Annotated in this window: 23 protein-coding genes; 13 read left to right on the forward strand and 10 right to left on the reverse strand. The window is 64.8% G+C overall.

Going from position 1 to position 26,836, the window contains the following annotated elements; translation table 11 throughout:
* Positions 1-41 precede the first annotated feature (41 nt).
* The 6 genes from O4220_RS17895 to O4220_RS17920 form a co-directional block, all read right to left on the reverse strand.
* On the reverse strand, positions 42-698 hold the full coding sequence (locus O4220_RS17895; RefSeq protein ID WP_269606646.1) for an urease accessory protein UreF: 657 nt from the start codon (positions 696-698) through the stop codon (positions 42-44).
* Complete coding sequence (locus O4220_RS17900; RefSeq protein WP_269606648.1) at positions 698-2,419, reverse strand: urease subunit alpha; 1,722 nt, start codon at positions 2,417-2,419, stop codon at positions 698-700. The genes O4220_RS17895 and O4220_RS17900 overlap by 1 nt, the downstream gene beginning before the upstream one ends.
* Positions 2,419-3,051 carry an urease subunit gamma gene (locus tag O4220_RS17905; RefSeq protein WP_269606650.1) on the reverse strand — a complete coding sequence of 211 codons (633 nt, stop codon included), beginning with the start codon at positions 3,049-3,051 and terminating at the stop codon, positions 2,419-2,421. The genes O4220_RS17900 and O4220_RS17905 overlap by 1 nt, the downstream gene beginning before the upstream one ends.
* An 85-nt stretch (positions 3,052-3,136) precedes the next feature.
* Positions 3,137-4,405, reverse strand: a complete 1,269-nt coding sequence (locus O4220_RS17910) for a DUF6986 family protein (protein WP_269606652.1) — start codon at positions 4,403-4,405, stop codon at positions 3,137-3,139.
* 5 nt (positions 4,406-4,410) lie between these two features.
* Positions 4,411-4,872 (reverse strand): PaaI family thioesterase, encoded by a 462-nt coding sequence (locus tag O4220_RS17915; RefSeq protein ID WP_269606654.1) that lies wholly within the window; start codon positions 4,870-4,872, stop codon positions 4,411-4,413.
* Positions 4,873-5,095: 223 nt separating this feature from the next.
* Complete coding sequence (locus O4220_RS17920; protein ID WP_269606657.1) at positions 5,096-5,857, reverse strand: hypothetical protein; 762 nt, start codon at positions 5,855-5,857, stop codon at positions 5,096-5,098.
* 180 nt (positions 5,858-6,037) lie between these two features.
* Here O4220_RS17920 and O4220_RS17925 point away from each other — a divergent pair, with 180 nt between their 5' ends.
* From O4220_RS17925 to O4220_RS17935, 3 genes are all read left to right on the forward strand, one after another.
* Positions 6,038-7,513: a FecCD family ABC transporter permease gene (locus O4220_RS17925; protein ID WP_269606659.1), complete on the forward strand. Its 1,476-nt coding sequence runs from the start codon at positions 6,038-6,040 to the stop codon at positions 7,511-7,513.
* Between the two features lie 101 nt (positions 7,514-7,614).
* Positions 7,615-8,610, forward strand: coding sequence for a FecCD family ABC transporter permease (locus tag O4220_RS17930; RefSeq protein WP_269606970.1), 996 nt, complete (start codon positions 7,615-7,617; stop codon positions 8,608-8,610).
* On the forward strand, positions 8,607-9,476 hold the full coding sequence (locus tag O4220_RS17935; RefSeq protein WP_269606661.1) for an ABC transporter ATP-binding protein: 870 nt from the start codon (positions 8,607-8,609) through the stop codon (positions 9,474-9,476). Before O4220_RS17930 ends, O4220_RS17935 begins: the two co-directional genes overlap by 4 nt.
* A gap of 6 nt (positions 9,477-9,482) precedes the next feature.
* Here the strand turns inward: O4220_RS17935 and O4220_RS17940 are convergent, their stop codons facing one another.
* Positions 9,483-12,005 carry a bifunctional lysylphosphatidylglycerol flippase/synthetase MprF gene (locus O4220_RS17940; protein WP_269606972.1) on the reverse strand — a complete coding sequence of 841 codons (2,523 nt, stop codon included), beginning with the start codon at positions 12,003-12,005 and terminating at the stop codon, positions 9,483-9,485.
* Between the two features lie 128 nt (positions 12,006-12,133).
* Positions 12,134-13,435: an alpha/beta hydrolase gene (locus tag O4220_RS17945; protein WP_269606974.1), complete on the reverse strand. Its 1,302-nt coding sequence runs from the start codon at positions 13,433-13,435 to the stop codon at positions 12,134-12,136.
* 201 nt (positions 13,436-13,636) lie between these two features.
* Here O4220_RS17945 and O4220_RS17950 point away from each other — a divergent pair, with 201 nt between their 5' ends.
* The 4 genes from O4220_RS17950 (at position 13,637) to gndA (ending at position 18,665) form a co-directional block, all read left to right on the forward strand.
* Positions 13,637-14,053, forward strand: coding sequence for a BlaI/MecI/CopY family transcriptional regulator (locus O4220_RS17950; protein WP_269606663.1), 417 nt, complete (start codon positions 13,637-13,639; stop codon positions 14,051-14,053).
* Positions 14,054-14,076: 23 nt separating this feature from the next.
* A complete protein-coding gene (locus O4220_RS17955; RefSeq protein ID WP_269606665.1) occupies positions 14,077-15,033 on the forward strand; it encodes a M56 family metallopeptidase in 957 nt (318 codons plus the stop codon).
* A 278-nt stretch (positions 15,034-15,311) separates the two neighbouring features.
* The gene (locus O4220_RS17960) at positions 15,312-17,048 is read left to right on the forward strand and encodes a DEAD/DEAH box helicase (RefSeq protein ID WP_420030421.1); all 1,737 of its coding nucleotides are present in this window, start codon (positions 15,312-15,314) and stop codon (positions 17,046-17,048) included.
* Positions 17,049-17,213: 165 nt separating this feature from the next.
* Entirely contained in the window at positions 17,214-18,665 is a 1,452-nt protein-coding gene (gene gndA, locus O4220_RS17965; protein WP_269606667.1) for an NADP-dependent phosphogluconate dehydrogenase, read from the forward strand.
* Between the two features lie 66 nt (positions 18,666-18,731).
* Here the strand turns inward: gndA and O4220_RS17970 are convergent, their stop codons facing one another.
* On the reverse strand, positions 18,732-19,202 hold the full coding sequence (locus O4220_RS17970; RefSeq protein ID WP_269606669.1) for a DUF4262 domain-containing protein: 471 nt from the start codon (positions 19,200-19,202) through the stop codon (positions 18,732-18,734).
* Positions 19,203-19,344: 142 nt separating this feature from the next.
* Between O4220_RS17970 and O4220_RS17975 the strand changes: the two genes are divergently transcribed.
* The 3 genes from O4220_RS17975 to O4220_RS17985 are packed head-to-tail and all read left to right on the forward strand — an operon-like array spanning position 19,345 to position 23,044.
* On the forward strand, positions 19,345-20,700 hold the full coding sequence (locus O4220_RS17975; RefSeq protein WP_269606671.1) for a DEAD/DEAH box helicase: 1,356 nt from the start codon (positions 19,345-19,347) through the stop codon (positions 20,698-20,700).
* Positions 20,697-21,596: a DMT family transporter gene (locus tag O4220_RS17980; protein ID WP_269606673.1), complete on the forward strand. Its 900-nt coding sequence runs from the start codon at positions 20,697-20,699 to the stop codon at positions 21,594-21,596. Before O4220_RS17975 ends, O4220_RS17980 begins: the two co-directional genes overlap by 4 nt.
* A gap of 11 nt (positions 21,597-21,607) precedes the next feature.
* Positions 21,608-23,044, forward strand: a complete 1,437-nt coding sequence (locus tag O4220_RS17985; RefSeq protein WP_269606675.1) for a GuaB1 family IMP dehydrogenase-related protein — start codon at positions 21,608-21,610, stop codon at positions 23,042-23,044.
* Between the two features lie 144 nt (positions 23,045-23,188).
* Here O4220_RS17985 and O4220_RS17990 read toward each other — a convergent pair whose 3' ends face one another.
* The gene (locus O4220_RS17990) at positions 23,189-23,389 is read right to left on the reverse strand and encodes a hypothetical protein (RefSeq protein WP_269606678.1); all 201 of its coding nucleotides are present in this window, start codon (positions 23,387-23,389) and stop codon (positions 23,189-23,191) included.
* Between O4220_RS17990 and O4220_RS17995 the strand changes: the two genes are divergently transcribed.
* Genes O4220_RS17995 through O4220_RS18005 form a run of 3 tightly spaced genes read left to right on the forward strand, consistent with a single transcriptional unit; the run spans position 23,388 to position 26,805 of the window.
* The gene (locus O4220_RS17995; RefSeq protein ID WP_269606680.1) at positions 23,388-24,767 is read left to right on the forward strand and encodes a hemolysin family protein; all 1,380 of its coding nucleotides are present in this window, start codon (positions 23,388-23,390) and stop codon (positions 24,765-24,767) included. The two genes, O4220_RS17990 and O4220_RS17995, sit on opposite strands and share 2 nt — an antisense overlap.
* Positions 24,760-25,890, forward strand: coding sequence for a hemolysin family protein (locus tag O4220_RS18000; RefSeq protein WP_269606682.1), 1,131 nt, complete (start codon positions 24,760-24,762; stop codon positions 25,888-25,890). Before O4220_RS17995 ends, O4220_RS18000 begins: the two co-directional genes overlap by 8 nt.
* A complete protein-coding gene (locus O4220_RS18005; RefSeq protein ID WP_269606684.1) occupies positions 25,891-26,805 on the forward strand; it encodes a 3-methyladenine DNA glycosylase in 915 nt (304 codons plus the stop codon).
* The last annotated feature ends 31 nt before the right edge of the window (positions 26,806-26,836 follow it).

The raw sequence follows: 26,836 nt of genomic DNA on the forward strand, positions 1-26,836 counted from the left end.
TGTCGTTCGAGAACAGTCGGTCGAAACAGTGGATCGGAATTTCAGGATACGAACAACGGCCGATCGCGGACGGCGTGGGCTTCGGCCAACATGTCGAGCAACGGATCCGACAACTCCATCAGTTCGGGTAGGCACTCGCACACCGAGGCGGTCACATCGTCACAGAAGTCGCCCAGGCGGATGGTGCATGCAGCAACCTCGGCCGGATCGAGCGCCAGCAGACGCTGCGCCGCGATCGCCGAACCGGTCATGGTGATGTACACCTGCACGGCCGCAGTATCGGCAACCGACAGCCCGCACGCGAGGCCCACGTGCCCCGCGGCGACGGGCAGGTGCGGCTTGCGGCCGATCGACATCCAATCATGCTGCGGCCAAGCTGATTTGGCCAACCGAAGCAGACCGCGACCCTGTGCGCGTGACGCGGACCTGGCCGCCGGGGACGGCGTCCGAGCGTCACACTCGGCGTCGGCACCCTCCGTGCCGAGAGAGCCGCGGACGATCGCTGCGGCCACCGACGCCATGGTGGCGCCGGAGGTCTTTATACGACGTCGCAAGAAAGCCTCGAGTGTCGCGATGTCTCGGACGAAACCCGAGGCGATCGCCTCCTCCACTCCACCGGAATGCACGTGTCCACCGGTGGGCAGACGTGAATCGGCAAGAGAGAGAAGCGTTGTCACCTGTAGACGAGCAGCCGTCATCAGAAGAGGAAGTATCGCTGCGCCATCGGCAGTTCGGTTGCCGGCTGTTCTTTCCACACGTCACCGTCGATGCGCACCGTGAACGTGTCGGGGTCCACCTCGATGTCGGGCATGGCGTCGTTGAGAGCCATGTCGGACTTCCTGATGCTGCGGACGTTCTTGACCGGCACGAGCCGGCGATCGCAGTTCAGGCGGCCGGCGAGTCCATCTTCGATTGCCTGAGGAGCGACGAAGTGCAGCGATGTGGCTGCAGCTGCTTTGGGCGAGGCTCCGAACATCGGACGCGGAAGCTCGGGCTGCGGTGTCGGAATGGACGCGTTGGCATCGCCCATGGCCGCCCAGGCGATCATTCCGCCCTTGATGACCATGTGCGGACGGACGCCGAAGAACGCCGGGTCCCACAGCACCAGATCGGCCAATTTTCCCGTCTCGATCGAACCGATCTCATCGTCCAGCCCGTGGGCCACGGCCGGGCAGATCGTGTATTTGGCGACGTACCGCATGACGCGGTTGTTGTCGGCCCCGTTGTCACCGGACAGGAAGCCCCGGCGAGACTTCATCACGTGCGCCGTCTGCCAGGTGCGCAGAACGACCTCGCCGATCCGGCCCATCGCCTGCGCATCGCTGCCGATCATCGAGATCGCACCCATGTCGTGCAGCAGATCCTCGGCCGCAATGGTCGACGGCCGAATACGGCTCTCGGCGAAGGCCAGATCCTCCGGAATCGACGGACTGAGGTGATGGCACACCATCAGCATGTCGAGATGCTCGTCGAGGGTGTTGACGGTATGGGGACGCGTCGGGTTGGTCGAGCTGGGCAGCACGTGCCCTTGCGCGGCCACGGTGATGATGTCGGGTGCGTGCCCGCCGCCCGCGCCTTCCGTGTGATACGCGTGAATTCCGCGGCCGTCGATCGCAGCGAGAGTGGTCTCGACGAAGCCTGCCTCGTTCAGGGTGTCCGAGTGGAGCGCGGCCTGCACGCCGGCGTCGTCGCACACTCGCAGGCACGCGTCGATCGCAGCAGGGGTCGAACCCCAGTCCTCGTGCAGCTTGAATCCTGATGCGCCGGCGCGCAATTGCTCCCACATGGAGTCGGGGTTGACAGTGTTGCCCTTGCCGAGGAGCACGATGTTCATCGGCCAGTCGTCGAGAGCTTCGAGCATCCGGGACAGGTGCCATGCACCGGGGGTGACCGTGGTGGCCTTGCTTCCCTCGGCCGGTCCGGTGCCGCCGGCGATCACGGTGGTGATGCCTCCGCCGAGAGCTTCCTCCTTGATCTGCGGGCAGATCAGATGGACGTGACAGTCGATGCCGCCGGCCGTGACGATCTTTCCGTTGCCTGCGATGATCTCGGTCGAGGGTCCGATCACCAGATCGGGATGGACTCCGGTCATGGTGTCGGGGTTGCCGGCCTTGCCCAATGCCACGATGCGCCCGTCGCGAATACCGAGGTCGGCCTTGATGATTCCCCAGTAGTCGACGACAACCACCCCGGTGATTACTGTGTCCGGAGCTCCGTCTGCGCGGGTCGCACGGGATTGACCCATCGATTCGCGGATCACCTTGCCGCCGCCGAAGACCGCTTCCTCCCCCGCGTTGCCCGGTCCGCCGCTACGGTCCTCGGTGACCTCGATCCAAAGATCCGTGTCTGCCAGGCGAATTCGATCACCCGTGGTGGGACCGAACAACTGTGCGTATCGACTACGACTCAGACGCGCCATCAGCTGTCCAACTTTCCGGGAGGTGTCATGCTCAAACCGTGGACCTCGCGCGTGCCACCGAGGGGCACGAGCCGAACTGCCTGTTCGATGCCGGGCTCGAAACGCACCGCTGTACCCGCCGGAATGTCGAGGCGGTGGCCGTGTGCACGTTCACGATCGAACTGCAAGGCGGCGTTGGACTGTGGAAAGTGCACGTGAGAGCCCACCTGAACCGGCCGATCTCCACCGTTCACAACGACCATCGTGATCACCTCGGCGCCCTCGTTGATCTCGATGTCCCCTGCGACGGTGATGATCTCGCCGGGAATCAGGTGACCGTCACCTCGCTTGGGTGAGATCGGCTCGTGCACGGTGATCAATTTGGTGCCGTCGGGAAAGGTCGCTTCGACCATCACCTCGGGAAGCAACTCGGGAACCCCGCCGAGGACATCGTCGGCAGTGAGAATCTCGCGTCCCGAGGACATCAGGTCTGCAACCGATCGCCCGTCCCGGGCACCCTCGAGAAGGTGATCGGTGATGACCGCGATGGCCTCGGGATGATTGAGCTTCAAGCCTCGAGCCTGACGACGTCGCGCGAGCTCGGCCGCATAGCTGACGAGCAGTCGATCCTGCTCGTGCGGAGACAACCGCATTGGAGTTCTCCGTCCCGATCGGTGATGGTGCCCGGCAATTCTGACATGCTCGAGGCGGACCGGCAGCGGAGCGCCATTTCACGCGTCACCCGAGGGACACGGTCACCGATCGATCGAGCAGCCCCCGCAGGACATCTCGGTCGATTCCCGAGGCAATAGCCTGCACTTCGGCGAGACCGAACGCACCTGCGTCGAGGCCTCGGACCAGCACGCCGGCCAACGCCTGCGCGGTGGCGGGCTCGTCCATCACCTCACCGCCCTGACGCTCGAGGTAGCCCCCGAGTCGAGCAGCCGCGACCGGCATGGCGTGGCGAAAGAAACCGAAGGTGGCCAGCCATCGCGTGACCAGGTGCCCGGGATGCATGTCCCAGCCCTGATAGAAACCGCGTTCGAGGGACCTCGTCACCAGATCGAAGTGCCGACGGGCTGACGCCGACACCTGCTCCGGACTGCCGGTGGGAACAACCTGGGTCGAGCCGTCGCACACCCACACTCCGGTCTGGGCGGCTGCCACCAGCATGACGTTCTTCGCGTGGTCCGCCACCGGATGTGCCAGCGACTGCTGCGCGGACGTGATTCCACACGCGGCGCTGTAGTCGTAGGTTCCGTAGTGCAGTGACGTGCAGCGACCGTCCGCGCGGGTGATTGCCCTCGCGAGAGTCGTCGTACCGTCGGCTCCGATCACCGCCTGGGGACTCTCGATCTGTAGTTCGAATCGCAGGGCGCGTTCGGGCAGGCCGTGCGCGCGCTCGAGTTCCTCGCACAACGCGACCACTGCGGCCACCTGCGAGGCGGCGCGCAGTTTGGGCACGGTGAACACGAAACCGTCGGGCACTCCCCCGGCCCCGTCCAGAACGAGCTCGAGGGTGCGAATCCCACGCCGACGCTCGTGTGCTGCAAGTCCTTTGGAGCGGATACCCAGCCAGGTCGGACCATCGGAATCTTCGGCCAACGCCGCCAGCGCTGCACCCGCTGCCGCTGCATGACGGTCTTCGACAGCGTCGGACCGCCACCCGTAACCGTCCTCGAAATCGATCCGGAGGTCCTGGATGGGGGCCGTGCTCAATCGCTCACGAACCAGGGGCAGAACGTTCGCAGTATCGAGTTCGGCAAATGCCTCGGGGTGATCGCGCAGAATCGCCGACGCTGCGGTGCCCCACTCGGCCGGCACATTCGCAGAGGCGTCCGCCGCCGAGACGTACACGGTGTGCGAAGGCTGCCCGCCGATTCGGTCCCCGGGATAGTGCAGCGCCAGATCCTCGTCGATGGGACCGAAGAGTGACTCGAGGCGATCGACAGCGTCGGGGGTCAGCGCGGTGACCGGTGAATCTGGATTCTGGTTGTGACCCGTCATGGGCATCACTGTCCCAGATGTGCAGTGTTTTCGATATTTGCCAGTCGGACTTTGCCCTGAGCTACCAAGCGTCCGGTCTCGTCGGAGATGTCCACCTGCCACAGCTGCTGGGTGCGTCCACGATGAATCGGATGTCCGTGTGCGGTCAAGGTTCCCGATCGTGTGGCTCGCAGGAAGTCGGTGTTGTTGTTGACGCCGACCACGTGTCCACGTGACCCGAACCAGGCCGATCCGGCGATGCTGGCCACCGATTCCACCACCGCACACAGGACGCCGCCATGCATGATTCCGGCGGGTTGATGGAGCTGCGGGGTCACTGTCCACTCCGCACGCACGTCCTCACCGGACACCTCGAGGTACTTCAGACCGACGACTCCGTCGAATCCGCGATGACACAGCTCGGTCAACTGCTCCGCCGTCAAGGCGTCGAAAGGCGTCTCTTCCGTGGTGCCGTTCGAGTCCGTCATTGCACTGCCTCCGGTTGCGTCGAAACATCTCGGCCGACTGCGCAGCCGACTTTCCATCAGAATTACACGACGGTCGACCCACGAAAATCGGTGGGCCTCCCGTTCGTGAAGAACGAGAGGCCCACCGTGGCAAGGACCGGGAGTCACTGCAGCCCTCAGGACTCCGGCGCGGTCCGTTGGTACGTAGTCAGCATAGGCATACCTTAGTTACGACGCAAGGGCTTCACGACGCCCGAAGTTTCGCTCGCCCGGGAACACCCGCGCGTGACCGGACGGGTGCGCCTGCGTCGACCATGGCGTCGAGCAGCATTTGGCCCCGACGAGCTCCGTCCGACGCGCTCGCCCCCGCCAGAATCGGAACGTACGTCGAGGCACCGAGAATCGCGTCTCCGACCAGAGCCCAGAAGACGCGAACATCCAGTGGAGCGCGCTCGGATATCGCGCGAAACACCGCACCGAGCGACGTCGTGCAGCGATGCGCCGTCCAGACCAGCAGAGCCTCCTCACACGGAAGCGTGACCGTGCCGGGCTCACCCGCCGAGGGATCCTCCGGCAGCACCCTCAGGATCGGCGACGCGACACCCGCCCAGTCGATTCCGCCGTCACTGTCCATGTGGATCCACATGTTGTCGATGCCCGGATCCCACGCCCGGGCCTCCAGGACCAGCAACGCCGAGACTCGGCCGATCACGGCGTGGATCAAGGCCGTGGCCACCTGCACCGCAGCAGCCTCGGGCACATCCAGGTCCTCGAGCGACCGGCTGTACATCTGCTCGACGCGTCCGTCCGTGAGACCGACGGCCAACTGCCACCACCGGCGCTTACCTTCGTTCGCCATGGCGGCCACCGCGTACATCCGCGGGTAATCGGGATTGAGTGCGCGAAGAGTCTCACACGAGTCGGCCAACTGCGCCGACCCATCGGATCGGTTCGAGAATCGACGAACATCGGCCCAGCTCGAGAATGCCGCCGTTGCAACTGACACCTGATCGCTCCTTGAAGTTCGTGGCGGGTGGATGCGTCGCACCCCGACTCGTTATGTAGGTTAGCCTAACCAGATACATTTGGGAATCAGGTACCGCTACCCTTACCTCACCTCACATGGAAAGCAAGGGTTCCGTAACCTAAACGAGTCCCTTCGATACAGCGAGGAGTCACGACCACTGTGACCACAGCTCCGCTACTCGGCCCACACGGCGCTCGCCGGTCTCCCGACGAGCAATACGGGACCGAGAACGTGCCCGATGGCCCGCCGCCGCGGATCTCGCGAATCGGGGCAGGCGCTATCGACACCCTGATCGTTGTGGTCCCCTTGTTCGTCGGATGGTCCATCGTCGACGCACTGCGTGACGACAACGGAGGCGGACAAGCGGACCGATTCGTGTTCGGCGCAATTGCCGTGTGCGTCGCGGTGGCTCTTTTCGTCTGGAACCGCGGGTACCGCGACGGCAACGACGGCCAGAGCACCGGTAGGCGATGGCTGGGGCTGACGCTGCGAGACAGCGTCACCCACGGCCCGATCGGCGCACGCCGAGCGCTGCGTCGTCAGTTTCGGATCGGCGCTGCATCGTCCGAGGTGGTGCGCGAAAAGGTCGCTGCAGCAGAAGGATTCGAGCCCATACCCAAGGACGGTTCGGTCGCTGCCATTCGTCGGCGGAGATTGCTGGGCTTGGCCGTTCTGGTCGCCGCTCTCGTGGCCGGAATTCTCGCCAGCATCGCCATCGGCGCTCGGCCCCTGACCTTTGCCGAGATAGCCCACGCCCTGCTGAATTCGACGGGTACCGACACCGACATCATCGTGCGCACGCTCCGAGTCCCCCGCACAGTGCTCGCGCTGGTCGTGGGTATTGCGCTCGGCATCGCAGGCGCTCTCATCCAAGGACACACACGCAACCCACTGGCCGACGCCAGCCTGCTCGGCCTCAACTCGGGAGCGGCGTTCTTCGTCGTGATGGCCATCTACCTGTTCCGGTTCACCTCGCCGAGTCAGTACCTGTGGTTCGCGTTCGCCGGTTCGGCGGTGGCGAGCGTCGTCGTGTTCGGACTGTCGTCGATCGGGTCGGGAAGATCGAGTCCGGTCAATCTGGCGTTGGCCGGGGCCGGTGTCGCATTCTTCCTCTCGGCAATGACCAACGCCGTTGTCCTGCTCGATCAGACCAGCCTGGACGGCTACCGCTTCTGGGTGGTCGGATCCGTCGCCGGACGCGGCCTCGACGTGTTGTGGCAGGTTTTGCCGTTCCTGGTGATCGGCGTCCTCATCGCAGTCGCGAGCACTCCCGGTCTGAACGTCATGAGCCTCGGTGAGGACGTCGCACGCTCACTGGGAACCAACATTGCGGTCACCCGCACCGTCGGGATCCTCGCCATCACGCTGCTGACCGGCGCTGCGACCGCAGCGTGCGGTCCCATCGCCTTCGTGGGCCTCGTCGTACCGCACATCGCCCGAGCAGTGACCGGACCCGACTACCGCTGGCTCGTCCCCTATGCAGGCCTCATGGGCGGTGTGATGCTCATGATCGCCGACGTGATCGGACGGGTCGTCGTGCGCCCGGGCGAGCTCCAGGTGGGCATCGTTCTGGCCCTGATAGGCGCGCCGTTCTTCATCGCTCTCGTTCGGCGCCGGAAGTTGGTCGGCCTGTGACAACCGATCTGCAGTCGACACCGCCGTCGTCCGAGAAGGGCGTCGTTCGCGCCCGGCCCGCGTTTCGTCTCGGCCCGATTTCTCTGGTCCGACGACCGCTGATGGTCATCGCCACAGTCCTGTTGGCGGCAGCCCTCGTGCTGGTCATGTGTATCAACATCGGACGTGGTGATTTTCCTCTGTCGATCGCACAGGTTCTCGACGTACTTCTCGGGGGCGGCTCGAGGATCGAGCGGTTCATCGTCATGGATCTGCGGCTGCCTCGGTCGCTCACCGGCCTCCTCGTCGGAGCCGCACTCGGTATCTCCGGGGCGATCACCCAATCGATTTCCCGCAACGCGCTCGCCAGCCCCGACATACTCGGGATCACCGCCGGTTCCAGTGCCGCAGCCGTTGCACTGATCGTGCTCGGCGGAGGCGGCAGCTTCAGCGGTCTGCTCGCTACTCTCGGCCTGCCGCTCGCGGCTCTGATCGGCGGTCTGCTCACCGCAATCGCGATCTACACCCTGGCCTGGCGAAAAGGTGTCGACGGTTTCCGGCTCATCCTGGTGGGAATTGCCGTCAACGCCATGCTCACCGCAGTCATCGGATGGCTACTGATCAGCGCGGACATCAACGACGTCTCGCGCGCTCAGGTCTGGCTCAACGGCTCGCTCAACGGTGCCAACTGGGCGTCGGTCTGGCCGGTGGCAGCCGCTGTCGTCCTCGTCGGCGGTGGCACCATCATTGCGACGTTCACCCTCGGCGCGCTGCGTCTGGGTGACGACAACGCCCGATCGCTCGGAGTACGCCTGCAACACAGCCAGGCCATGATGCTCTTGGCTGCCGTCGCTCTCGCCGCCATAGCGACCGCCGCGGCCGGACCCATCGGATTCGTTGCGCTGGCAGCGCCGCAGATCGCACTCCGAATCCTGCGTACGCCTGGCCCGCCCATCATTGCGTCGGCACTGCTCGGTGGATTGCTGGTCGTGGCAAGCGATCTGATCGCCCGCACGATTCTGCCGGTGGAGCTACCGGTCGGCATCGTCACCTCGGCCCTCGGCGGACCGTTCCTTCTGTACCTTCTCGTTCGCAGTAATCGAAAGGCTTCCGTATGACCACCAGCCAACCCTCGCGTCTGATCGCGGAGGATCTCAGCCTCGGTTACGGCGATCGCACCATCGTCGAGCACCTCGACCTCGAAATTCACACCGGAGTCATCACCACGGTCATCGGACCCAACGGCTGCGGCAAGTCGACGCTCCTGCGTTCGCTCGGTCGCCTGCTCAAGCCCAAGGCCGGCAGTGTGATGCTCGACGGGCGGGCGATCTCCTCGATGAAGACCAAGGAGGTTGCCCGAACCCTCGGAATGCTGCCGCAGGCACCGACCGCCCCCGAAGGACTGACCGTCGCAGACCTCGTCTCACGTGGTCGTCATCCCCACCAATCGTGGATAAGGCAGTGGAGCTCCGACGACGAGGCCGAGGTGGCGAACGCACTCGAGTTGACCGGAGTCGGCGACCTCGCCGACCGACCCGTCGACGAACTCTCGGGCGGTCAGCGTCAGAGAGCGTGGATCTCCATGGCGCTCGCACAGGGCACCGACATCCTGTTGCTGGACGAGCCGACGACGTACCTCGACCTCGCACACTCCATCGAGGTCCTCGATCTCGTCGATCGACTGCACGCCGAGCTCGGGCGGACGATCGTGATGGTGCTGCACGATCTCAATCTGGCACTTCGCTACAGCGACCGGTTGATCGTCATGAAGCAGGGGCAGATCGTCACCTCCGGGCGACCTCAGGACGTCATATCGGAGCAGTTGTTGCTCGACGTCTTCGGCCTGGAGGCCACCGTGATCGAAGACCCGATGTCCGATCGACCCCTCATCGTTCCGATCGGGACACGGCACGTGTACGGGTCGGTCGGCGGGCCGGTCAGGTCCGAGGGCAACTCTGCCGAGGGCCCAGCCACAGCCGTCTAGCCACCGTCACCGCTCGATCATCGTGCGCACCAGCTTGAACCCCTGACCGATCGACACGTCGGGCAAGTAGGCCCGACCGATCGCGTTACCGATACTGGGCAATGCTGCCGGATCCGCGAACGTCATGTGCATCGGTTCGTAGCGAGGCTGGAACTTGGATTTGAAGGCCAGGAGAGAACGGAATCCGTAGACGGGTTCGAGTGTGCGTCCGAGCACGTCGAGCAACCGTTCGAGCAGTCCCGACAGAGTCGACTGCTCAGCGCTGGAGACGTGTTCGGGTTGCTTCTCGTCCACCTTGGCCAGCGGTGCGCCGGATAAACTGAGGAATCTGGCACCCTCCTGCTCGAGCAGCAGAGCAGCCGACGCGATGAGAAACTCCATCGTCGGACGAAAGCCTTCCGACCGACGACGCATGAAGTCGAGCGTCCATCCGACGATGACGCCGTCCTCGTACACCGGCATCCACGAGGTGACGCCGTGCACGGTCCGATGCTCGTCGACCGCGATCAGGCACCGAACGTTCTCGTCGTCCACCTCCTCGAGACCGCCCAGAGTGAACCCCATCTCGGGCATACCCTTGTCTGCAACCCATTCCTCGGAAATCGCGGTGATCTGATCGGTGATGGCCAGTGGTGCCGAAGGGAAACGAATCCATTCGGCTACGACCCCCGCCTTCTTCGCCCGGTTCAGCGCCGTCCGCACGTCCTGGAAACGCTTGCCGGTGAAGGCAATTCCGTCCAGGTCCAGCACAGTCTCCTCACCCACCTGGATTCCGCCCCAGCCGAGGGAATCGGTGATGCGGCGAACATCGGGGGTGACGGAGTAGAAACACGGTATCCAGCCGTTCTTCGACGCGAACTCGGCGAATTCGACGACGTTGTCCCGCAACGACTCTCGAGGACCCACTGGATCGCCGGTAGTGAGAGCCACACCCGAGATGACGCGATAGGCGACGTAACTGCGGCCGTCGGGGCCGAACCAGTACTTGTTTCCGCGCCAGGTCGTCATCCACGACAGCGCCGAACCGCTGCTCGCCATGAGCAGTCCGCGCGCGCGTTCGGTCGCGTCGGTCTCCGTCCCGTACACCGGGGTCAGGAAGGTACTCGCAGCGAAAACACAGACCACCGACCAGAACACCACGCCGGTCCACTCGAACAGCAGGGTGGTGGGAATGCTTTGCGGCAGCAGGGCGGGTTCGAGCCATTGCAGGTAGACAGGCGGAATCAGACGCTGCGGGAAGTCCGCCAGCAAACCGCCGAACGACGGCGAATCGGCAAAGCCGCCACGCGCGAGGTACCCACCGATCGCGTAGACCGCACCGAGTCCCACCCCGACTCCGATCACCGACGCGGCCCACCGCCGGTAGGTGCCCGAGGGTGCCGATACGTCGAAGAACTTGCGCGTCACCAGGAGAACCACCAGCACGATCAGCGGCAGCAAGAACGGCACGGCCGTGCGATATGCGGTCGGCGATTCGAGGCCGTAGAACAGCGATTGGTCGTCTCCGGCCTCGAGGAATCGAATAGCGAAGTTGGCCACCGACAGAGCGAGCAGGATCAGCTGCGAGACCATCGCCAGCACCCAGGCGAAACGCCTGCCACGACGAAGGCCGTCGCTGACCACCAGCAAGAACAGGGAGGGCATGATGCTCAGAATGGTCGGACCGACGCCGCCGAGCCTGAGATCGAGCAGACCGCGACGGCACTCCACCGGATCGGTGGTCGCATCGGCGCAGATCTCGCGCACCTCGGCTGCCGTGTAGGGCACTCCTCGAACCACATCTCGGAGGACAGCGAACGGGCCGACAGCGTTGGGGCTCAGTGCCGCCAGCACCGGCCCCAAGGCACTCGCAGCAACGATGAGCGCAACCAGCACACGGCCCTCTCGCTGGGTACCCGCCAATCGGGGGCCACGCGCCGAACGGCCGACGATCCACGGACCCACGATCAGGCCGATGACCGCGGCGGCCAGTCGAACCACGTCCTGCAGGTGCCCACCGAACAGCGCCAACGTCACCAGCAGCGCCAGTACACCGACGCGGATACGTCTGCGCCACAACGTGTCCATTCGCGAGGTCGCAACGAGCACCACGCCGAATATCCATGTCGTCGGACCCACAGCGGTTCCGACGTGCAACCGGAAGCCCCAATCGGCGTCGAAGGTCTTGGCCAGAGCAGCGAGACCGAGACCGAGTAGCGAACCGGCCACCTGCGTGACGAAAGCAGCGATCGCGAAGCGACGGGACCCGATCCGGCGCTCGATAGGCGCAGCGGCGAGCAGAACCGCAACAGTCGCCACCACGCATCCGGCGATATTGGGAGCCGTCAAGCCCGAGGTCAGCGGAGTCCACAGGTGCCAGTGTTCGAACGGCATGATGCCTACGGCGAAGTACTTGTCCAATTGGCCGCGATCATCGAACACGGCCGCAGCGATACCGGACAACCACACGATCGCGAGCAAAGTGAAACTGACCGGGGCCCCGACCGCACCGAACACGATGAGCGCCCACAATCTGCGAACCTGCCGCATCACTGCGGACGATCCCACCTTCAACGCCCCGGTGCGCTTCGATATCCACGAAGGTCCAGCGAGGTCGCCTGCGTCGGCCTCCGCCGACGACGAGGTGGCTGTCCCGGGAAGCTCCGGCTCGGTCACGTTCACGAAGTCAGCCCTGTTCTCGTTGCCAGCCATGGGAGTTCACGACGCAGGCCTTCCGACCAGACTGCGAAGCTGTGTCCGCCAGGTACCTCCACGTACTGCACATCCATTCCAGCAGCCTTCGCCGCGTCGTACATCTCTTGTTGACCCGGTTTGTAATCCTTGTCGTCCGCGCCCACGACGAAAATACCGGCAGAGTCGGGGTACCGACGCGATTTGAGAAGGTCGAGCGGGTTGATGGCGGTGAATGCTGCAGAATTGCCGCCGAAGGCCTGCTGCACGGTTCGATCCCGATCTCCGAGGGTGGGCTCGCGCTGACCCGACAGGTTGAGGAAGGTGGGATAGACGTCAGGGTGGTTGGTCGCCATCTGAATGGAGCACGTTCCACCGTAGGACAATCCACCGATCGCCCAGTGGGCACGATTGCGGTCCACTTGCAGCGCCGCGTCGATCCAATCGGGAACATCTCGAGACAGATACGTGTCCACGTTCCCCAGAGGCGAATCGACACACAGCGGATTGGCGATCGATGACCCGGTGCCGTCCGCGACGACCACGACCGGCGCAAGACCGGCATGATCACGGGCAAAGTTGTCCATGGTCTGGGCGAGCTTTCCGCCGTTGAGCCAGTCCTCGGGCGCACCCGGTTGACCGGCGAGCAAGACCAGGACAGGCAACAACGGTCGAGGATCGGCAAAATACGCAGGCGGGAGGTAGATCTCGGCGTCCCGGGCGGAGAAGTTGGACGCGGCGGCCGGTATGGGTGCCGAGGTGACTCGTCCTGCGGTCGCCAGATCAGCAGGTGCAGTCCACACCGAATCCAAGGGCGTACCGGTGACGGTCTGTGTCACTGCGGCCGGCACATCCGAGAACTGAATACGGGCCGCGGACTCGACTCCGAGGGCATTGCCCACGGTGGGATACGCATCGAACTCCAGGTTGACGTGCAGCGCCGCAGCTGCGACCACCAGAACGGCCGCCACCACCGTCGTCAGTTTGCCCAGCACCCCACGGGCCGCGAGCAACCGGGGCATCACCGCAAACAGTGCGGCGAGGCCCACCCCGATCCAGACGTAGATCGAGGTGGCTATCGGATCCGGAAACGGTCGCCACACCTTCTCGACCACCACGTAACCGACAGCCGTGGCAACGACCGCGACCGTCGCGGCGATCGGCAGCGCACGCCTCGAGTATCGCCGCGACGACGAGACGACCAGCCACACACCACCGAGCGCGCCCAGAACGGACACGATCACCGGCACCGGGCCGTCGATCAACGACAGAGAATCGAACCACTCCACGCTTGCGTCTCCGCTCACTTCTCGAAGAGTCGGGCCGCGGGGCGGCACGATCACGTGAGAAGGATATTCGCCCCGATGTTCTGCCAGTCGAGACCCGTCGATTCGAGACGTTACGACTATGACCGAACCCACAGTGCCGGAACGGTCGGTACTACCACGGGTAGTACGCATCAGCGTCGGAGTAGCCGTAGAGTACGAAGAATGGCTGGTCTTGGTGAACTAGAGCGCGCAGTGATGGACCATCTGTGGGAGTCGTCGGATCCCCAGACCGTTCGTCAGGTCCACGAGGCACTGGCGACACATCGTGAGCTCGCTTACACGACTGTGATGACGGTGCTGCAGCGTCTGGCGAAGAAGAAGTTGGTTGTTCAGCAGCGCGACGATCGAGCGCATCGATACGCACCTCTGCACGGTCGCGACGAGTTGGTTGCGAGCTTGATGGTCGACGCGTTGTCGCAGGCACCCGCGTCCGGTGGACGCGCTGCCGCACTCGTCCACTTCGTCGGACAGGTCGGTGCCGACGAAGCCGCCGCACTCCGTGAGGCACTCGCCGCTCTGGAAGTGGCACAATCGGAGAGAGAGTCCCCTTCGGCTGGAGAAGGCCGTCCGACGGACTGACGCTCGCCGTAGTAAGTGAGGACATGAACTCGACGACTGCGTTGGTATTCGCGGTACTCGCGCTGATTCTGGCGGGGCCGGTGCCAGCCGTGCTCGCTCGCGCCAATTGGCCGTATCGGTCCCCGCGTGCAGCGCTGGTTCTGTGGCAGGCAATTGCGCTGGCCGCCGTGCTCTCGGCATTCAGCTCCGGTCTCGCTATCGGCGGACTGCTTCTGGTTCCCGGCCCGGACGGTCGTCCCACCACAGCACCCACCGACGAGATCGACGCACTCGGCCTTCCCCTGTGGATCCTGTACGTGGTCGTACTCGCGACCACACTCGGCATCGGCGCCAAGCTGATGTTCTCCGTGGTCCAGGTAGCGGTCCGAACCCGCCGACGCCGCTCCCGGCACCGCATGCTCGTCGACCTACTGGACCGAAACAACCTCAGCGACAACCCTTTCCGTGGCCTTCGTGACGCAGACATTCGCGTGCTCGACGCGGCGGAACCCATCGCTTACTGCCTACCGGGCCTGCGCCAGAGAGTGGTCCTGAGCCGGGGAACACTTGCCAATCTCTCCGAAGCCGAAGTCACCGCCATCCTCAGCCACGAACGATCACACCTTCGTGCCCGCCATGACCTGGTCCTCGAAGCATTCACCGCCGTCAACGAAGCATTTCCGAGAATCGTGCGCAGCAAGTCGGCCCTCGGCAGCGTGCAACTGTTGGTCGAACTCCTCGCAGACGATTCGGCCGTGAAGGTCACCGGACCCACCCCACTCGCTCGGGCCTTAATCACGTGCGCCGGGTCCACTGCACCGCGGGGCGCGATGGCGGCAGGCGGACCGCACACTCTCATCCGCGTTCAACGGTTGAGCGGACCTGGACGCGACGTCCGCATCGCCGCGGTCGCGTATGCGGCAGCGGTGGTGATCCTCGTTCTTCCGACGATCTACGTGGCCATGCCGTGGCTCGAGGAACTGAGCAAACTGATCGGCTGAATCGACGACCGGTCGGGGTCGTACAGGTCACATCGACTCCGGGTGAACAATTCGCGGTGCGTCGAGTACAGTGGACCTCGGTCGCCATCGCGACCATGCAATCGAAATGGCACAAACAGCCCCACTTTATGCGGTTCTCATCTGCATATCGATGGCCAGGTGACAGTGCCCTGGCTCGTATCAATGTGTTCTGGCTGTTTTTCGTGTTTCCCTTCTCGTTCGGGTGCTCTCAGCTTCGGGCTTATTGGCGTGCCCGTAATCCGGAGAGGCTTTACTGCGTGACCCACGCTGTTTCCAACACACCCGTTCCCACCACTTCCGACACCACGGCAGTCCCGACGCCCGTAGCGGCACCGGCCTTCACTTTCGCCGAGCTCGGACTGCCCGAGGCCGTCGTCGCCGCTTTGGCGCGTAACTCGATCACGGTGCCATCCCCCATTCAGGAGAAGGCACTTCCCGACGCCATTGCCGGCAAGAACGTTCTCGGTCGCGCACAGACCGGCTCGGGCAAGACCCTCGCCTTCGGCCTGCCGATTCTGCAGCGCCTGTCGCTGCACACCGATCGACCGGCCGCCAAGCGCCCGCGTTCGCTCGTGCTGGTTCCGACCCGCGAACTCGCTTTCCAGGTCGTCGAATCTCTGGCTCCCTACGCCAACGCGCAGGGCCTCCGGGTCATGCCGGCCGTCGGCGGCACCCCGTTCAACAAGCAGGTCGAGCAGCTCCGACGCGGAGTAGACGTACTCGTCGCCACGCCCGGCCGCCTCGCCGATCACCTTCGTCAGGGCACCTGCATCCTCGATTCCATCGAGATCACAGCACTCGACGAGGCCGATCAGATGGCCGACATGGGCTTCCTGCCCGAGGTGCGTGCCGTCCTCGCCGACACTCCGGCAGACGGACAGCGCATGCTGTTCTCGGCAACCCTCGACCGCGAGGTTCAGTCCCTCGTGCGCCAGTTCCTGCCCGACCACGTCGAGCACTCCACCCAGGACGGCAAGGCCAGCGTCCGGACCATGGACCACTACGTCCTCATGGTCGACCGGGGTCAGAAGGATCTGGTTCTCTCCGAGATCGGTGCCCGCGAAGGCGGCCGCACCATCATGTTCGCGCGTACCAAGCTGGGCTGCGACGGAATCACCGACCGCCTGCGCGCTCTCGGTATCGCCGCGGAGTCACTGCACGGTGGCAAGGCACAGAATCAGCGCACCCGCGTTCTCGAGCGCTTCAAGAACGGCCGCACCCCCGTCCTCGTCGCTACCGACGTTGCCGCTCGCGGAATCCATGTCGACGGTATCGACCTGGTCGTTCATGTCGATCCGCCCGCAGACCACAAGGACTACCTGCACCGCGCAGGACGTACGGCACGCGCAGGCGAAAAGGGCACCGTCGTCGCGATCGTGCTCCCCAACCAGCGTCGTCAGGTTCTGCGTCTGACCGGTATGGCCGGCGTCAAGGCCACTGCCGTCAACGTCTCGCCCGGTTCGGCCGAGCTGAACAGCATCACCGGCGCGAAGAAGCCCACCGGTGAACCGTTGCGCGCCGAGTCCGCTCCGCGCGACCGGAACAGCCGTCCCGGCTACCAGGGCTCCAACCCCCGCAGCAGCGGCGGATACCAGGGATCCAACCCGCGCTCCAGCGGCGGATACCAGGGCTCGAATCCCCGCAGCGGCGGCGGATACCAGGGTTCCAACTCCCGTAGTGAAGGCGGCTACCAGGGTGACCGCCCCCGCACCGGCTACCAGGGCTCCAACCCGCGATCCAGCGGCGGATACCAGGGCTCCAACCCGCGCAGCGAGGGCGGATACCAGGGTGACCGCCCGCGTCGCACCGATTCGAGCTCGTACCGTGGCTCCGAAGGCCGTGGCTACGAAGGACGCAGCTCCGACAACCGGGGCTCGGACAACCGTCGCCCGGCATCCGCTCCCCGCCAGGACGAGCACCGGTCGGGTGGCTTCCGCAGCCGCACGGACCGTCGCTCGTACGACGGTTTCGAAGGTCCGGCTCGTAGCCACTGATCGGTTCGTAACCGTGCGGTCGTGAACCGACCGGAACATGTTTCGACGACACGAGGTGTCGCATTCTTCGCGAATGCGGCACCTTTTGTCGTTGTCCACGGCCAGGTTTGAGTTCTGCTGGGGGGTTGGCTCGCGCGACGCCGCTCGGCAGGGAAAGCTGTCGGTATGACCTCAGCAGCAGAATCGACAGAACTGGCTCAGATCGGAGTCACCGGACTCGCCGTCATGGGCTCCAACATCGCACGCAACTTCGCCCATCACGGTCACACCGTCGCGTTGCACAACCGCAGTGTCGCCAAGACCGATGCCCTGATCGCCGAGCACGGCAGCGAGGGCTCGTTCATTCGTACCGAAACCATCGAGGAATTCGTCGCTGCACTCGCGAAGCCGCGCCGGGTCCTCATCATGGTCAAGGCGGGCGACCCGACGGACGCTGTGATCGAGGAGCTCGCCGGCGCGATGGAGGAGGGCGACATCATCATCGATGGTGGCAATGCGCTCTACACCGACACCATCCGCCGTGAGGCCGCCATGAAGGAGCGCGGCCTGCTCTTCGTCGGTGCCGGAATCTCGGGAGGCGAGGAGGGCGCACTCAACGGCCCGTCGATCATGCCGGGCGGCCCGGCCGAGTCCTACAAGGCACTCGGTCCGCTGCTCGAGTCCATTGCGGCACAAGTGGACGGCACGCCGTGCTGCACTCACATCGGACCCGACGGCTCCGGCCACTTCGTGAAGATGGTGCACAACGGCATCGAGTACGCCGACATGCAGCTCATCGGCGAGGCGTACAACTTGTTCCGCGACGCCCTCGGATACACCCCGGCGCAGGTTGCCGACGTGTTCACCGAGTGGAACAACGGTGATCTGGAAAGCTACTTGGTCGAGATCACCGCCGAGGTGCTCCGTCAGGTCGACGCCAAGACAGGTCAGCCGCTGGTGGACGTGATCGTCGACGCCGCCGAGCAGAAGGGCACCGGACGCTGGACCGTCAAGGCGGCCCTCGATCTGGGAGTTCCCGTCACCGGTATCGCCGAAGCGGTCTTCGCTCGGGCGCTGTCGGGGTCGCGGGCGCAGCGCAAGGCGGCCGTAGGGCTGGCCTCGGGTGTCCTTGCCGACAAGCCCACCGACGCGGAGCAGTTCACACACGACATCAGCCGGGCGCTGTACGCGTCGAAAATTGTCGCCTACGCACAGGGCTTCGACCAGATCGCCGCGGGTAGCGCTGAATACGACTGGAATCTGCATCCCGGTGACCTGGCCACGATCTGGCGAGGCGGTTGCATCATTCGCGCGCGGTTCCTCAACCGCATCAAGGATGCGTACGACGACAACGCCGAGCTGCCCAGTTTGATCCTGGCTCCGTATTTCCGTGACGCCATCGAGAACGCCATCGACAGCTGGCGTCGCGTCGTCATCACCGCTGCCTCGCTGGGCATTCCGGTACCCGCATTCGCGTCGTCTCTCTCGTATTACGACGCGTTGCGGGCAGAGCGTCTGCCCGCGGCACTGACTCAAGGGCAGCGAGACTTCTTCGGTGCCCACACCTACGAGCGAACCGACTCGGATGGAAAGTTCCACACCCTCTGGAGTGGCGATCGCTCCGAGATCGAGGCCTGACCGACCCTCGTCCACCGGAGGCGCCGCGTGCTTCACGCAGCGCCTCCGGTTCATGGACGACGTCGGTCAGTAGGGCAACGGACCGAGCACCGGTTGGACCACCGTCGAGGGAATACCCTCCCACGGCAACGAACCCTCGCAGTCCTTCCAGACAGCCTGAACGGCGCTGAAGCACCCCGTGCCGTACACGTCCGATGCCGCATGAAGAATGTCTGCACAAGCCGGTACGTCGATGGTGAAAAGCTCGAATCCTGCAGCCCAGCAACCGATTCCAGCCTCGACCTCCAAGAGACCCGAAGCAACCGAAGTGCCGAGCGCATTCAGTATTCGTGAAGATTCGTTCGGATCGCGACCCGTCACGACGATCTCCGGACTGCCGAAACCGGTGAGACCGACGGTGTAGCAGAACGCGGGATGAATACCGTCCCGGTCGACCTCCGATTCGACGTACTGCAAGGCCCATCCGAATCGATCGATAGCACTTCTCACATCTCCGATGTACTCGTCGACGCCGTAGCCCTCACACGTCTTGCACATAGCTCCCCCACTCGGCGAGCGGTCGCCCCCACGGCAACCGCGATGTCGAACGCATTCGAACGTGCGTTCTACAACCGAGTATTGCGCGCGGCACCGACAAGAAGATTCCATGCGTGCTCGACGCAGCGGTAAGGTCACAGCTATGCCGGGTCAATCACCGAAGGGGCGTTCCGCAGGCTCCACTCCACCCGCTTCATCGTTCGCAGACCTGGGGCTCCCGGTGGTTCTCGTACATTCGCTGAAGAACGCGGGTGTGTCACACCCCTTTCCGATCCAGGTTGCTGCCGTCCCCGACGCACTTGCCGGCCGCGACGTCCTCGGACGCGCCCCGACCGGATCGGGAAAGACGCTTGCGTTCGGACTTCCACTGCTCGTACGGCTGGCAGGTCGTCGAAGCGAGCCGGCGGCACCGCGTGGGCTCGTGCTCGCGCCGACTCGGGAACTCGCACTACAGATCCACGAGGTCCTCGACCTGCACGGTGCCACGTTCGGCCTGCGCACCGTCGGTGTCGTGGGCGGTGTCCCCCTCGAACGAAATGTCCGCGAGATTCAGCGCGGTGTCGACATCGTGGTCGCCACCCCCGGTCGTCTCAACGACCTGCTCGAACGGCGTTCCATCGCGCTGGATCGCGTCGAGACGACCGTGATCGACGAAGCCGACAGAATGGTGGACATGGGGTTTCTGCCCCAGATCGAATCGCTGTTGTCTGCGACGCCGCCCGACGGCCAGCGGTTGTTGTTCTCGGCAACCCTCGACCAGGACACCGACCGCCTGGTCGAGAGGTTCATGCACGATCCGGCGGAGCACTCCACTGCCGAATCGGTGAGCGTGCCCGACATTGCGCACTACGTGTTCGAGGTCGATGCCGCGCGCAAGACCGAAGTAGCTGCCGCACTCGCCAACCGAGACGGACGAACGCTGCTGTTCGTACGTACCACCCACGCGGTCGATCGACTCACCGACGAGTGTCGCCGACTGGGCGTACCCGTATCGTCGTTGCACGGCAACAAGACTCAGGCGCACCGCACGCGTTCACTGGCCGCCTTTGCGGACGGAAGCTCGCCCGCGCTGATCGCAACCGACGTCGCGGCTCGCGGTGTCCACGTCGACGACGTCACACTGGTGGTGCACGTCGACCCGCCGATGGATTCCAAGGACTACGTGCACCGAGCAGGCCGAACCGCGCGAGCCGGAGCCAGCGGGACCGTCGTGACCTTGGCTACCGACGATCAGTTGGCGCAGGTGCGCGCCATGGCAGACGAAGCGGGAATCTCGGCCACCGTCGTCGATACCGAAGCGGACCCCGTCTCGTGGCGCAGCATGACCGGCGCTCGCACCCCCGTCGGCAGACCACTGTCGAATCCGGCAGACACCTCGGGATCCGCCCGCAGCGATCTGCCGGAGCGCGGGGCACGCCGGGGTGCCGCCCCCGCGCGGCACGAGCGACGGGGCCGAGCCGGAGGAAGTCGGGGCACCGGCCGAGGACGACGCGGGTGACTTCGCCCTGGTTGTCGGTTGTACTCGCTCTGATTTCGGCATTCCTGTTCGCGTGCGCGGCGGTGGCGCAGCAGAGCGCCGCTGCGTCCGTTCCAGAGGGAACATCGCTGGTATCAGCCCTCGTTCGTAGTCCTCGATGGTGGATGGGCGTGGTCGGAGACGGGGGCGGCTACGCGGTTCAGATCGCGGCGCTCTGGGTCGGTTCGGTCCTCGTCGTGCAGCCGCTGCTCGTCACTGCCCTGCTGTTCGCATTGCCGATGTCGGCGAAGTTCGCGCGCCGCTCCCTGCCTGGGTCGACCTGGGCACTCGCGTTTCTACTCGCTGCCGCTCTCGCGGTCTTCATCGTGGTCGGTGACCCGAGCGAAGGGACGACCGACGCTCCACTCGTAGCGTGGATCGTGCCTCTGCTCGTTGCCGCTGTCGTGATCGGCGTCGCGGCAGTGGGCGGCCTGGTGCTGTCCTCCCCCGGCCTGCGGGCCCTGCTTCTCGGAGCTGCGGGAGGTCTGTTGTTCGGACTCGCTGCAGCTCTCACCAAATTCGTGACCGATCTCGTCGACGCCGATCCACTTGCAGCATTGACGGCGTGGCAGACCTACGCCCTGATCGGATCCGGCGTTGTCGGTTTCTACCTGCAACAACGCGCGTTCCAGGTGGGGCCGCTGTCTGCATCGATGCCGGCCGTCACGATCTGCGAACCGCTCGGTGCAGCATTCATCGGAGTGACAGTCCTGGACGAGAGAATCAGAACCGAGGGCGCAGCCCTGGCGACGATCGTGTTGGCGATCGCCGTCATGATCGTCACCACCGTCCTCCTGTCGCGCACTCAGGCGGCCAACACTGCCGATTCGACGACGCCGGACCGGGCGTCGAACACGGGAACTTCATCCGACCGGTAGTCTCGATCAACGTGCAGTTCCTCGATGGTCACCAGCCGCCCTACGATCTCACCTACGACGATGTCTTCCTCGTCCCCAACCGAACCGATGTCACCTCGCGTTTCGACGTCGACCTGAGCACGGTGGACGGCTCGGGAACGACCATTCCGATCGTGGTGTCGAACATGACGGCAGTATCGGGTCGGCGAATGGCCGAAACGGTCGCCCGCCGCGGTGCCATCGCCGTCATCCCGCAGGACTTGCCGACCGAGGCCGTCGCCGACACCGTCGCATTCGTCAAGAGCCGTGACCTGATCGCGGACACACCAGTGGTGCTCGGGCCGAACGCGTCCGTGTCCGACGCCTTGGCGCTCGTACACAAGCGAGCCCACGGATCGGTCGTGATCGTCGAACACGGCAAGCCCATCGGAGTCGTCACCGAGAGCGCCTGCACCGACGTCGACCGATTCGCCCGGCTCAGTTCCGTGGCGTCTGCCGACTTCGTGCGCGTTGCCCGCCACGCGTCGCCCAAGGAAGTGTTCGAGAAGATCGAGTCGGCACATGCTCACCTTGCTGTCGTCGTGGAGGACGACGGCTCGCTGGCGGGTGTCGTGACGAGAACCGGCGCGGTTCGTACGGGCATCTACGCCCCTGCCGTGGACGCATCGGGGCGCCTACGGATCGCCGCGGCTGTCGGCATCAACGGCAACGTCGCGGAGAAGGCGACCGCACTCGTCGAGGCCGGTGCCGACGTTCTGGTGATGGACACGGCCCACGGACATCAGGAGAAGATGCTCGACGCTCTCGCTGCAGTCCGCGCTCTCGATCTCGGAGTGCCCCTCGCTGCCGGGAACGTGGTGTCTGCGCAGGGTACGCGCGATCTGGTGCAGGCCGGCGCGGACATCGTCAAGGTCGGTGTCGGTCCGGGCGCGATGTGTACGACGCGGATGATGACCGGCGTCGGGCGCCCTCAGTTCTCGGCGGTGGCCGACTGTTCCGCTGCGGCAGCAGAACTCGGAGCCTCGGTGTGGGCCGACGGCGGCGTGCGGCACCCCCGTGACGTGGCGCTCGCCCTGGCCGCAGGAGCCGCCAACGTCATGATCGGCTCGTGGTTCGCCGGAACGTACGAGTCTCCCGGCGACCTGAGAGTGGACGCGTCGGGCAATCGCTACAAAGAGAGCTTCGGCATGGCGTCCAAGCGTGCGGTCGCCGCACGTACCGCTACCGACGGTGCGTTCGATCGGGCTCGCAAGGCCTTGTTCGAGGAGGGCATTTCCAGTTCTCGGATGCGCCTGGATCCCGACCGCCCAGGCGTCGAGGATCTGATCGATCACATCTGTGCCGGAGTTCGGAGCACCTGCACCTACGCAGGAGCCCGCACTCTCCCGGAGTTGGCCGAACGCGCAGTTCTGGGAGTTCAGTCCGCAGCCGGATTCGCCGAGGGGCGCCCCCTGCCGTCCGGGTGGTGACCCCAGTTCACGGTTAGACTCTCCAACAGCAATCACAGTTGTCCGCGCTCGCTGTGCGCCCGAGGCCGATCACTCGCGCCTGAGTGCCGTCGAATCGTAGGTCCCGCAAGAGTGGGGTCACATCGCGGACCATACAGAAGGGAATCAGGTGCCCGAGGCACCCACTATTTCGGTTGCCGGTCCGGCAACTGCAGAGCAGCACGACGAGAGTTCCACTTCGGAGGGCTCCTCTATCGAGCCGGGAGAGAAACCCGGCGACACCGATTTCAGCAGCCGCACGCAGTCCGGCGGCGCGATGCTCTTGTCCCAGCTTCGACGGCCCCGGCTCGGACGGAGTTGAGACATGGCGACTCTTCTCACCATCGTCAGCCTTCTCGGCTTCGTCGCCTTGACTGCCGGTACCGCTTTGTTCGTCGCGGCGGAGTTCTCCCTCACTGCCTTGGAACGCAGTGCGGTCGAGTCTCAGGCCGAGAACGGCGACATGCGCTCGCGCCAGGTTCTGCACGCCCACAAGACCCTGTCGTTTCAACTCTCCGGTGCGCAGCTGGGCATCACCATCACAACTCTGATCACCGGTTATCTCGCCGAACCGGTGTTGGCCGGCTTCATCCGGCCGGTGGCCGGTGCACTCGGCGCGTCCCAGACGCTCGCTTCCGGGATCTCACTTGCCGTGGCGCTGATCCTGGCGACCTCGTTCTCGATGATCTTCGGTGAGCTGGTCCCGAAGAACATCGCCATCGCGAAACCGATGTCGACGGCCCGTGTCACCGCAGGTGCCATGGCAGGGTTCTCGCTGATCTTCAAGTGGGCGATCAACGGTCTCAACGGCTCTGCCAACTGGCTCGTTCGACGGCTCGGAATCGAGCCTGCCGAGGAACTCAGATCGGCGCGATCGCCACAAGAATTGGGTTCGCTCGTGCGGACGTCGGCACGGCAGGGATCGATCGACGAGAACACGGCTCGACTGGTGGATCGGTCGCTGCAGTTCGGCGATCGAACAGCCGAGGAGCTGATGACACCACGCGTCAAGATCGAGACGCTCGCCACCGACTCGACCGTGGCCGATCTGATAGAAACTGCGGCGCGGACCGGCTTTTCACGCTTCCCGGTGGTCGACGGCGATCTGGACGACACCGTCGGCGTCGTCCACATCAAACATGCGTTCACCGTCGCCGGAGCGCTCCGGCGTTCGACAACGGTCGAGTCCCTGGCGCGCGATGTCCCCGTCGTACCGTCGAGCCTCGACGGCGACGCGGTGATGGAACGGGTACGGGCAGACGGCATGCAGGTGGCGCTCGTCGTCGACGAGTACGGCGGTACCGCAGGCATGGTGACGATGGAAGATCTCATCGAGGAGATCGTCGGTGACGTGCGCGACGAACACGACGAGCCGGAACTCGATGTCTCGCGTTCGGGCGAGGGATGGGACTGCGCCGGCCTACTGCGCATCGACGAAGTGGCGTCGGCTACAGGCTATTCCGCCCCGGAGGGCGAGTACGAAACCATCGGTGGTCTGGTTCTGTCCGAGTTGGCACGCATACCGACCGAGGGAGACGCGGTTCTCCTGCCGCCGCCGGCGAGCGAGGATCCGCTCGACGGAGACGGTGGCTGGGTGGCACGGGTCATCCGCATGGACGGTCGTCGGATAGATCGGGTGTTGATCCTGCCCGTCGATGCCGCAACGGTGGCGCGAATGAGATCGGAGGGAGAGATCGATGGGTGACCTGTTCGGAGTCGGTCTCGCTGTTCTCCTGCTGGCCGGCAATGCATTCTTCGTCGGAGCCGAGTTCGCTTTGATCTCCGCTCGACGCGATCGACTCGAAGCACTGCTCGCGCAGGGCAAAAAACGCGCACAGAGTGTCATCGAGGCAGGTCAGAATCTGTCGCAGATGCTCGCCGCTGCCCAGCTCGGCATCACGATCTGCTCGATTCTTCTGGGCCGGGTCGCCGAGCCGGCGGTGGCGCACCTGATCGAGGTTCCCCTCGACGCCGTCGGAATCCCCGAGTCGTTCCTGCACCCGATCGCCTTCGCCATCGCGTTGACGCTTGTGGTCGTACTGCACATCCTGGTCGGCGAGATGGTTCCCAAGAACATCGCGATCGCGGGTCCGGAGAGCACCGCCATGATTCTGGTGCCGATCCACCTCGTGTTCATCAAGGTCGCGCTGCCGCTGATCTCGTTCTACAACCTGTGCGCCAACCTGACGCTCCGGATGCTGCGTATCGAGCCCAAGGACGAGCTGAGTTCTTCGGTCTCGGCGGTGGAGTTGTCGCAGATGATCGGCGAATCACGATCCGAGGGACTGATCGACGCCGAGGAGCACCGCAGACTGCGGCAGGCACTCGAGACGTCCGGTCGGACGGTCGGCGAGGTGCTGATCCCTTCCCACCAGGTTCGCAGCATCGAGTTGTCCGGGCCCGATCACACCCTCGGACCCACACTGGGCTCCGTCGAACGCGCCGTCATCGAGACCGGTTTCTCGCGGTACCCGGTCCGCGACGCGTCCGGCGCGCTGGTCGGCTACCTGCACCTCAAGGACGTTCTCGACGACATGGCCGACGAATCGGCCGGACCGGACACGGTCATCCCACGAAGCGACGTTCGGGCACTGCCCATCGTTTCCATCGACACGGTGCTCGACGACGCACTGACCAAATTGCGACGCGCCAGTAGCCACCTCGGGGCCGTGCACGACTCGACGGGGGCCACGGTCGGGATCGTTGCGCTCGAAGACTTGGTCGAGGAGTTCGTCGGTACCGTTCGGGACGGCACGCACCGGGTAGCCGGCCCTCGGCCGGGTCAACCTGCATCGAGCTCGTCGAGCACTACCCCGCGGAACGCGTAGATGTCCGGCTCGACGTCGCTGACCGAAGCGGAGTGGACCACCAGACGGGCTGCGCACACGGCGCGGGTCGAGCTTCTCGTCGGTGATTATCTGACCGACCGAGGACGTGGCAACACCCATCCGGTGCTGGATTTCCTGTTCACTTATTACAGTCACCGACCTGGTCAACTGCGCCGGTGGAATCCGGGTCACGGCATCGTGCTGACCGGCGACCGTGCACGCGAATACGCCGACTTCGCGTCCTACGAACAGGTGCAGACCGCCCGGGGCGTCGGTTACCGGGTGCGGTCGGATCTCGTCGAGCGCCGCCGCGCCAGTATCGAATTCATCCTCGGACTGCTGACCGCCACCGCCGAGCGAGCACCCCTGCTCGGCTGCTTCGGCCTACACGAGTGGGCGATGGTCTACCGCGGAGGAATCTCGGCGCAGCGGCACGAGAAGGTGCCACTGCGCCTCGGCCGTGACGGGACCGATGCTGTGGTCGATTCGATGTCGTTGCGGTGCACCCACTACGACGCCTTCCGGTTCTTCACCCCCGACGCCACACCGCGCAACGCTGTGACGCTTTCGCCGGAATCGCGCCTGGGGTCCGAGCAGCCCGGTTGCATTCATGCCTCCATGGATCTGTACAAATGGTGCTACAAGCTGGGGCCGTTGATCGATTCGGAGTTTCTGACCGACTGTTTCGAGCTGGCGCTGCACGCGCGCACGATCGACATGCGGGCGAGTCCCTACGATCTGAGCGACTACGACCTCGAACCCATTCGGATCGAGACCGCGGCCGGGCGAGCAGAATACGTGCGTGCTCAGGGGGAACTGTCGAGCGAAGCGGCACCACTACGCTCGGCGTTGATGGCTCGGTGCCAGAATTTACTGATCGGCGGCGAGTTCGGCGACGGACTTACTGCCGAGTAACATCGACATCGTTGTCGTGGGGACACCGTCA

The organism is Rhodococcus ruber (assembly GCF_027270735.1).
Lineage (GTDB): Bacteria > Actinomycetota > Actinomycetes > Mycobacteriales > Mycobacteriaceae > Rhodococcoides > Rhodococcoides rubrum_A.

Bases quoted from the DNA above. Each gene is read 5' to 3' on its own strand.
- gndA (WP_269606667.1), top strand. From the start codon at position 17,214: ATGACCTCAGCAGCAGAATCGACAGAACTGGCTCAGATCGGAGTCACC.
- O4220_RS17905 (WP_269606650.1), bottom strand. From the start codon at position 3,051: ATGCGGTTGTCTCCGCACGAGCAGGATCGACTGCTCGTCAGCTATGCG.
- O4220_RS17935 (WP_269606661.1), top strand. From the start codon at position 8,607: ATGACCACCAGCCAACCCTCGCGTCTGATCGCGGAGGATCTCAGCCTC.
- O4220_RS17900 (WP_269606648.1), bottom strand. From the start codon at position 2,419: ATGGCGCGTCTGAGTCGTAGTCGATACGCACAGTTGTTCGGTCCCACC.
- O4220_RS17975 (WP_269606671.1), top strand. From the start codon at position 19,345: ATGCCGGGTCAATCACCGAAGGGGCGTTCCGCAGGCTCCACTCCACCC.
- O4220_RS17990 (WP_269606678.1), bottom strand. From the start codon at position 23,389: ATGTCTCAACTCCGTCCGAGCCGGGGCCGTCGAAGCTGGGACAAGAGC.
- O4220_RS17895 (WP_269606646.1), bottom strand. From the start codon at position 698: ATGACGGCTGCTCGTCTACAGGTGACAACGCTTCTCTCTCTTGCCGAT.
- O4220_RS17915 (WP_269606654.1), bottom strand. From the start codon at position 4,872: ATGACGGACTCGAACGGCACCACGGAAGAGACGCCTTTCGACGCCTTG.
- O4220_RS17950 (WP_269606663.1), top strand. From the start codon at position 13,637: ATGGCTGGTCTTGGTGAACTAGAGCGCGCAGTGATGGACCATCTGTGG.
- O4220_RS17930 (WP_269606970.1), top strand. From the start codon at position 7,615: ATGGTCATCGCCACAGTCCTGTTGGCGGCAGCCCTCGTGCTGGTCATG.
- O4220_RS17995 (WP_269606680.1), top strand. From the start codon at position 23,388: ATGGCGACTCTTCTCACCATCGTCAGCCTTCTCGGCTTCGTCGCCTTG.
- O4220_RS18005 (WP_269606684.1), top strand. From the start codon at position 25,891: ATGTCCGGCTCGACGTCGCTGACCGAAGCGGAGTGGACCACCAGACGG.
- O4220_RS17940 (WP_269606972.1), bottom strand. From the start codon at position 12,005: ATGCGGCAGGTTCGCAGATTGTGGGCGCTCATCGTGTTCGGTGCGGTC.
- O4220_RS17970 (WP_269606669.1), bottom strand. From the start codon at position 19,202: ATGTGCAAGACGTGTGAGGGCTACGGCGTCGACGAGTACATCGGAGAT.
- O4220_RS17910 (WP_269606652.1), bottom strand. From the start codon at position 4,405: ATGACGGGTCACAACCAGAATCCAGATTCACCGGTCACCGCGCTGACC.
- O4220_RS18000 (WP_269606682.1), top strand. From the start codon at position 24,760: ATGGGTGACCTGTTCGGAGTCGGTCTCGCTGTTCTCCTGCTGGCCGGC.
- O4220_RS17955 (WP_269606665.1), top strand. From the start codon at position 14,077: ATGAACTCGACGACTGCGTTGGTATTCGCGGTACTCGCGCTGATTCTG.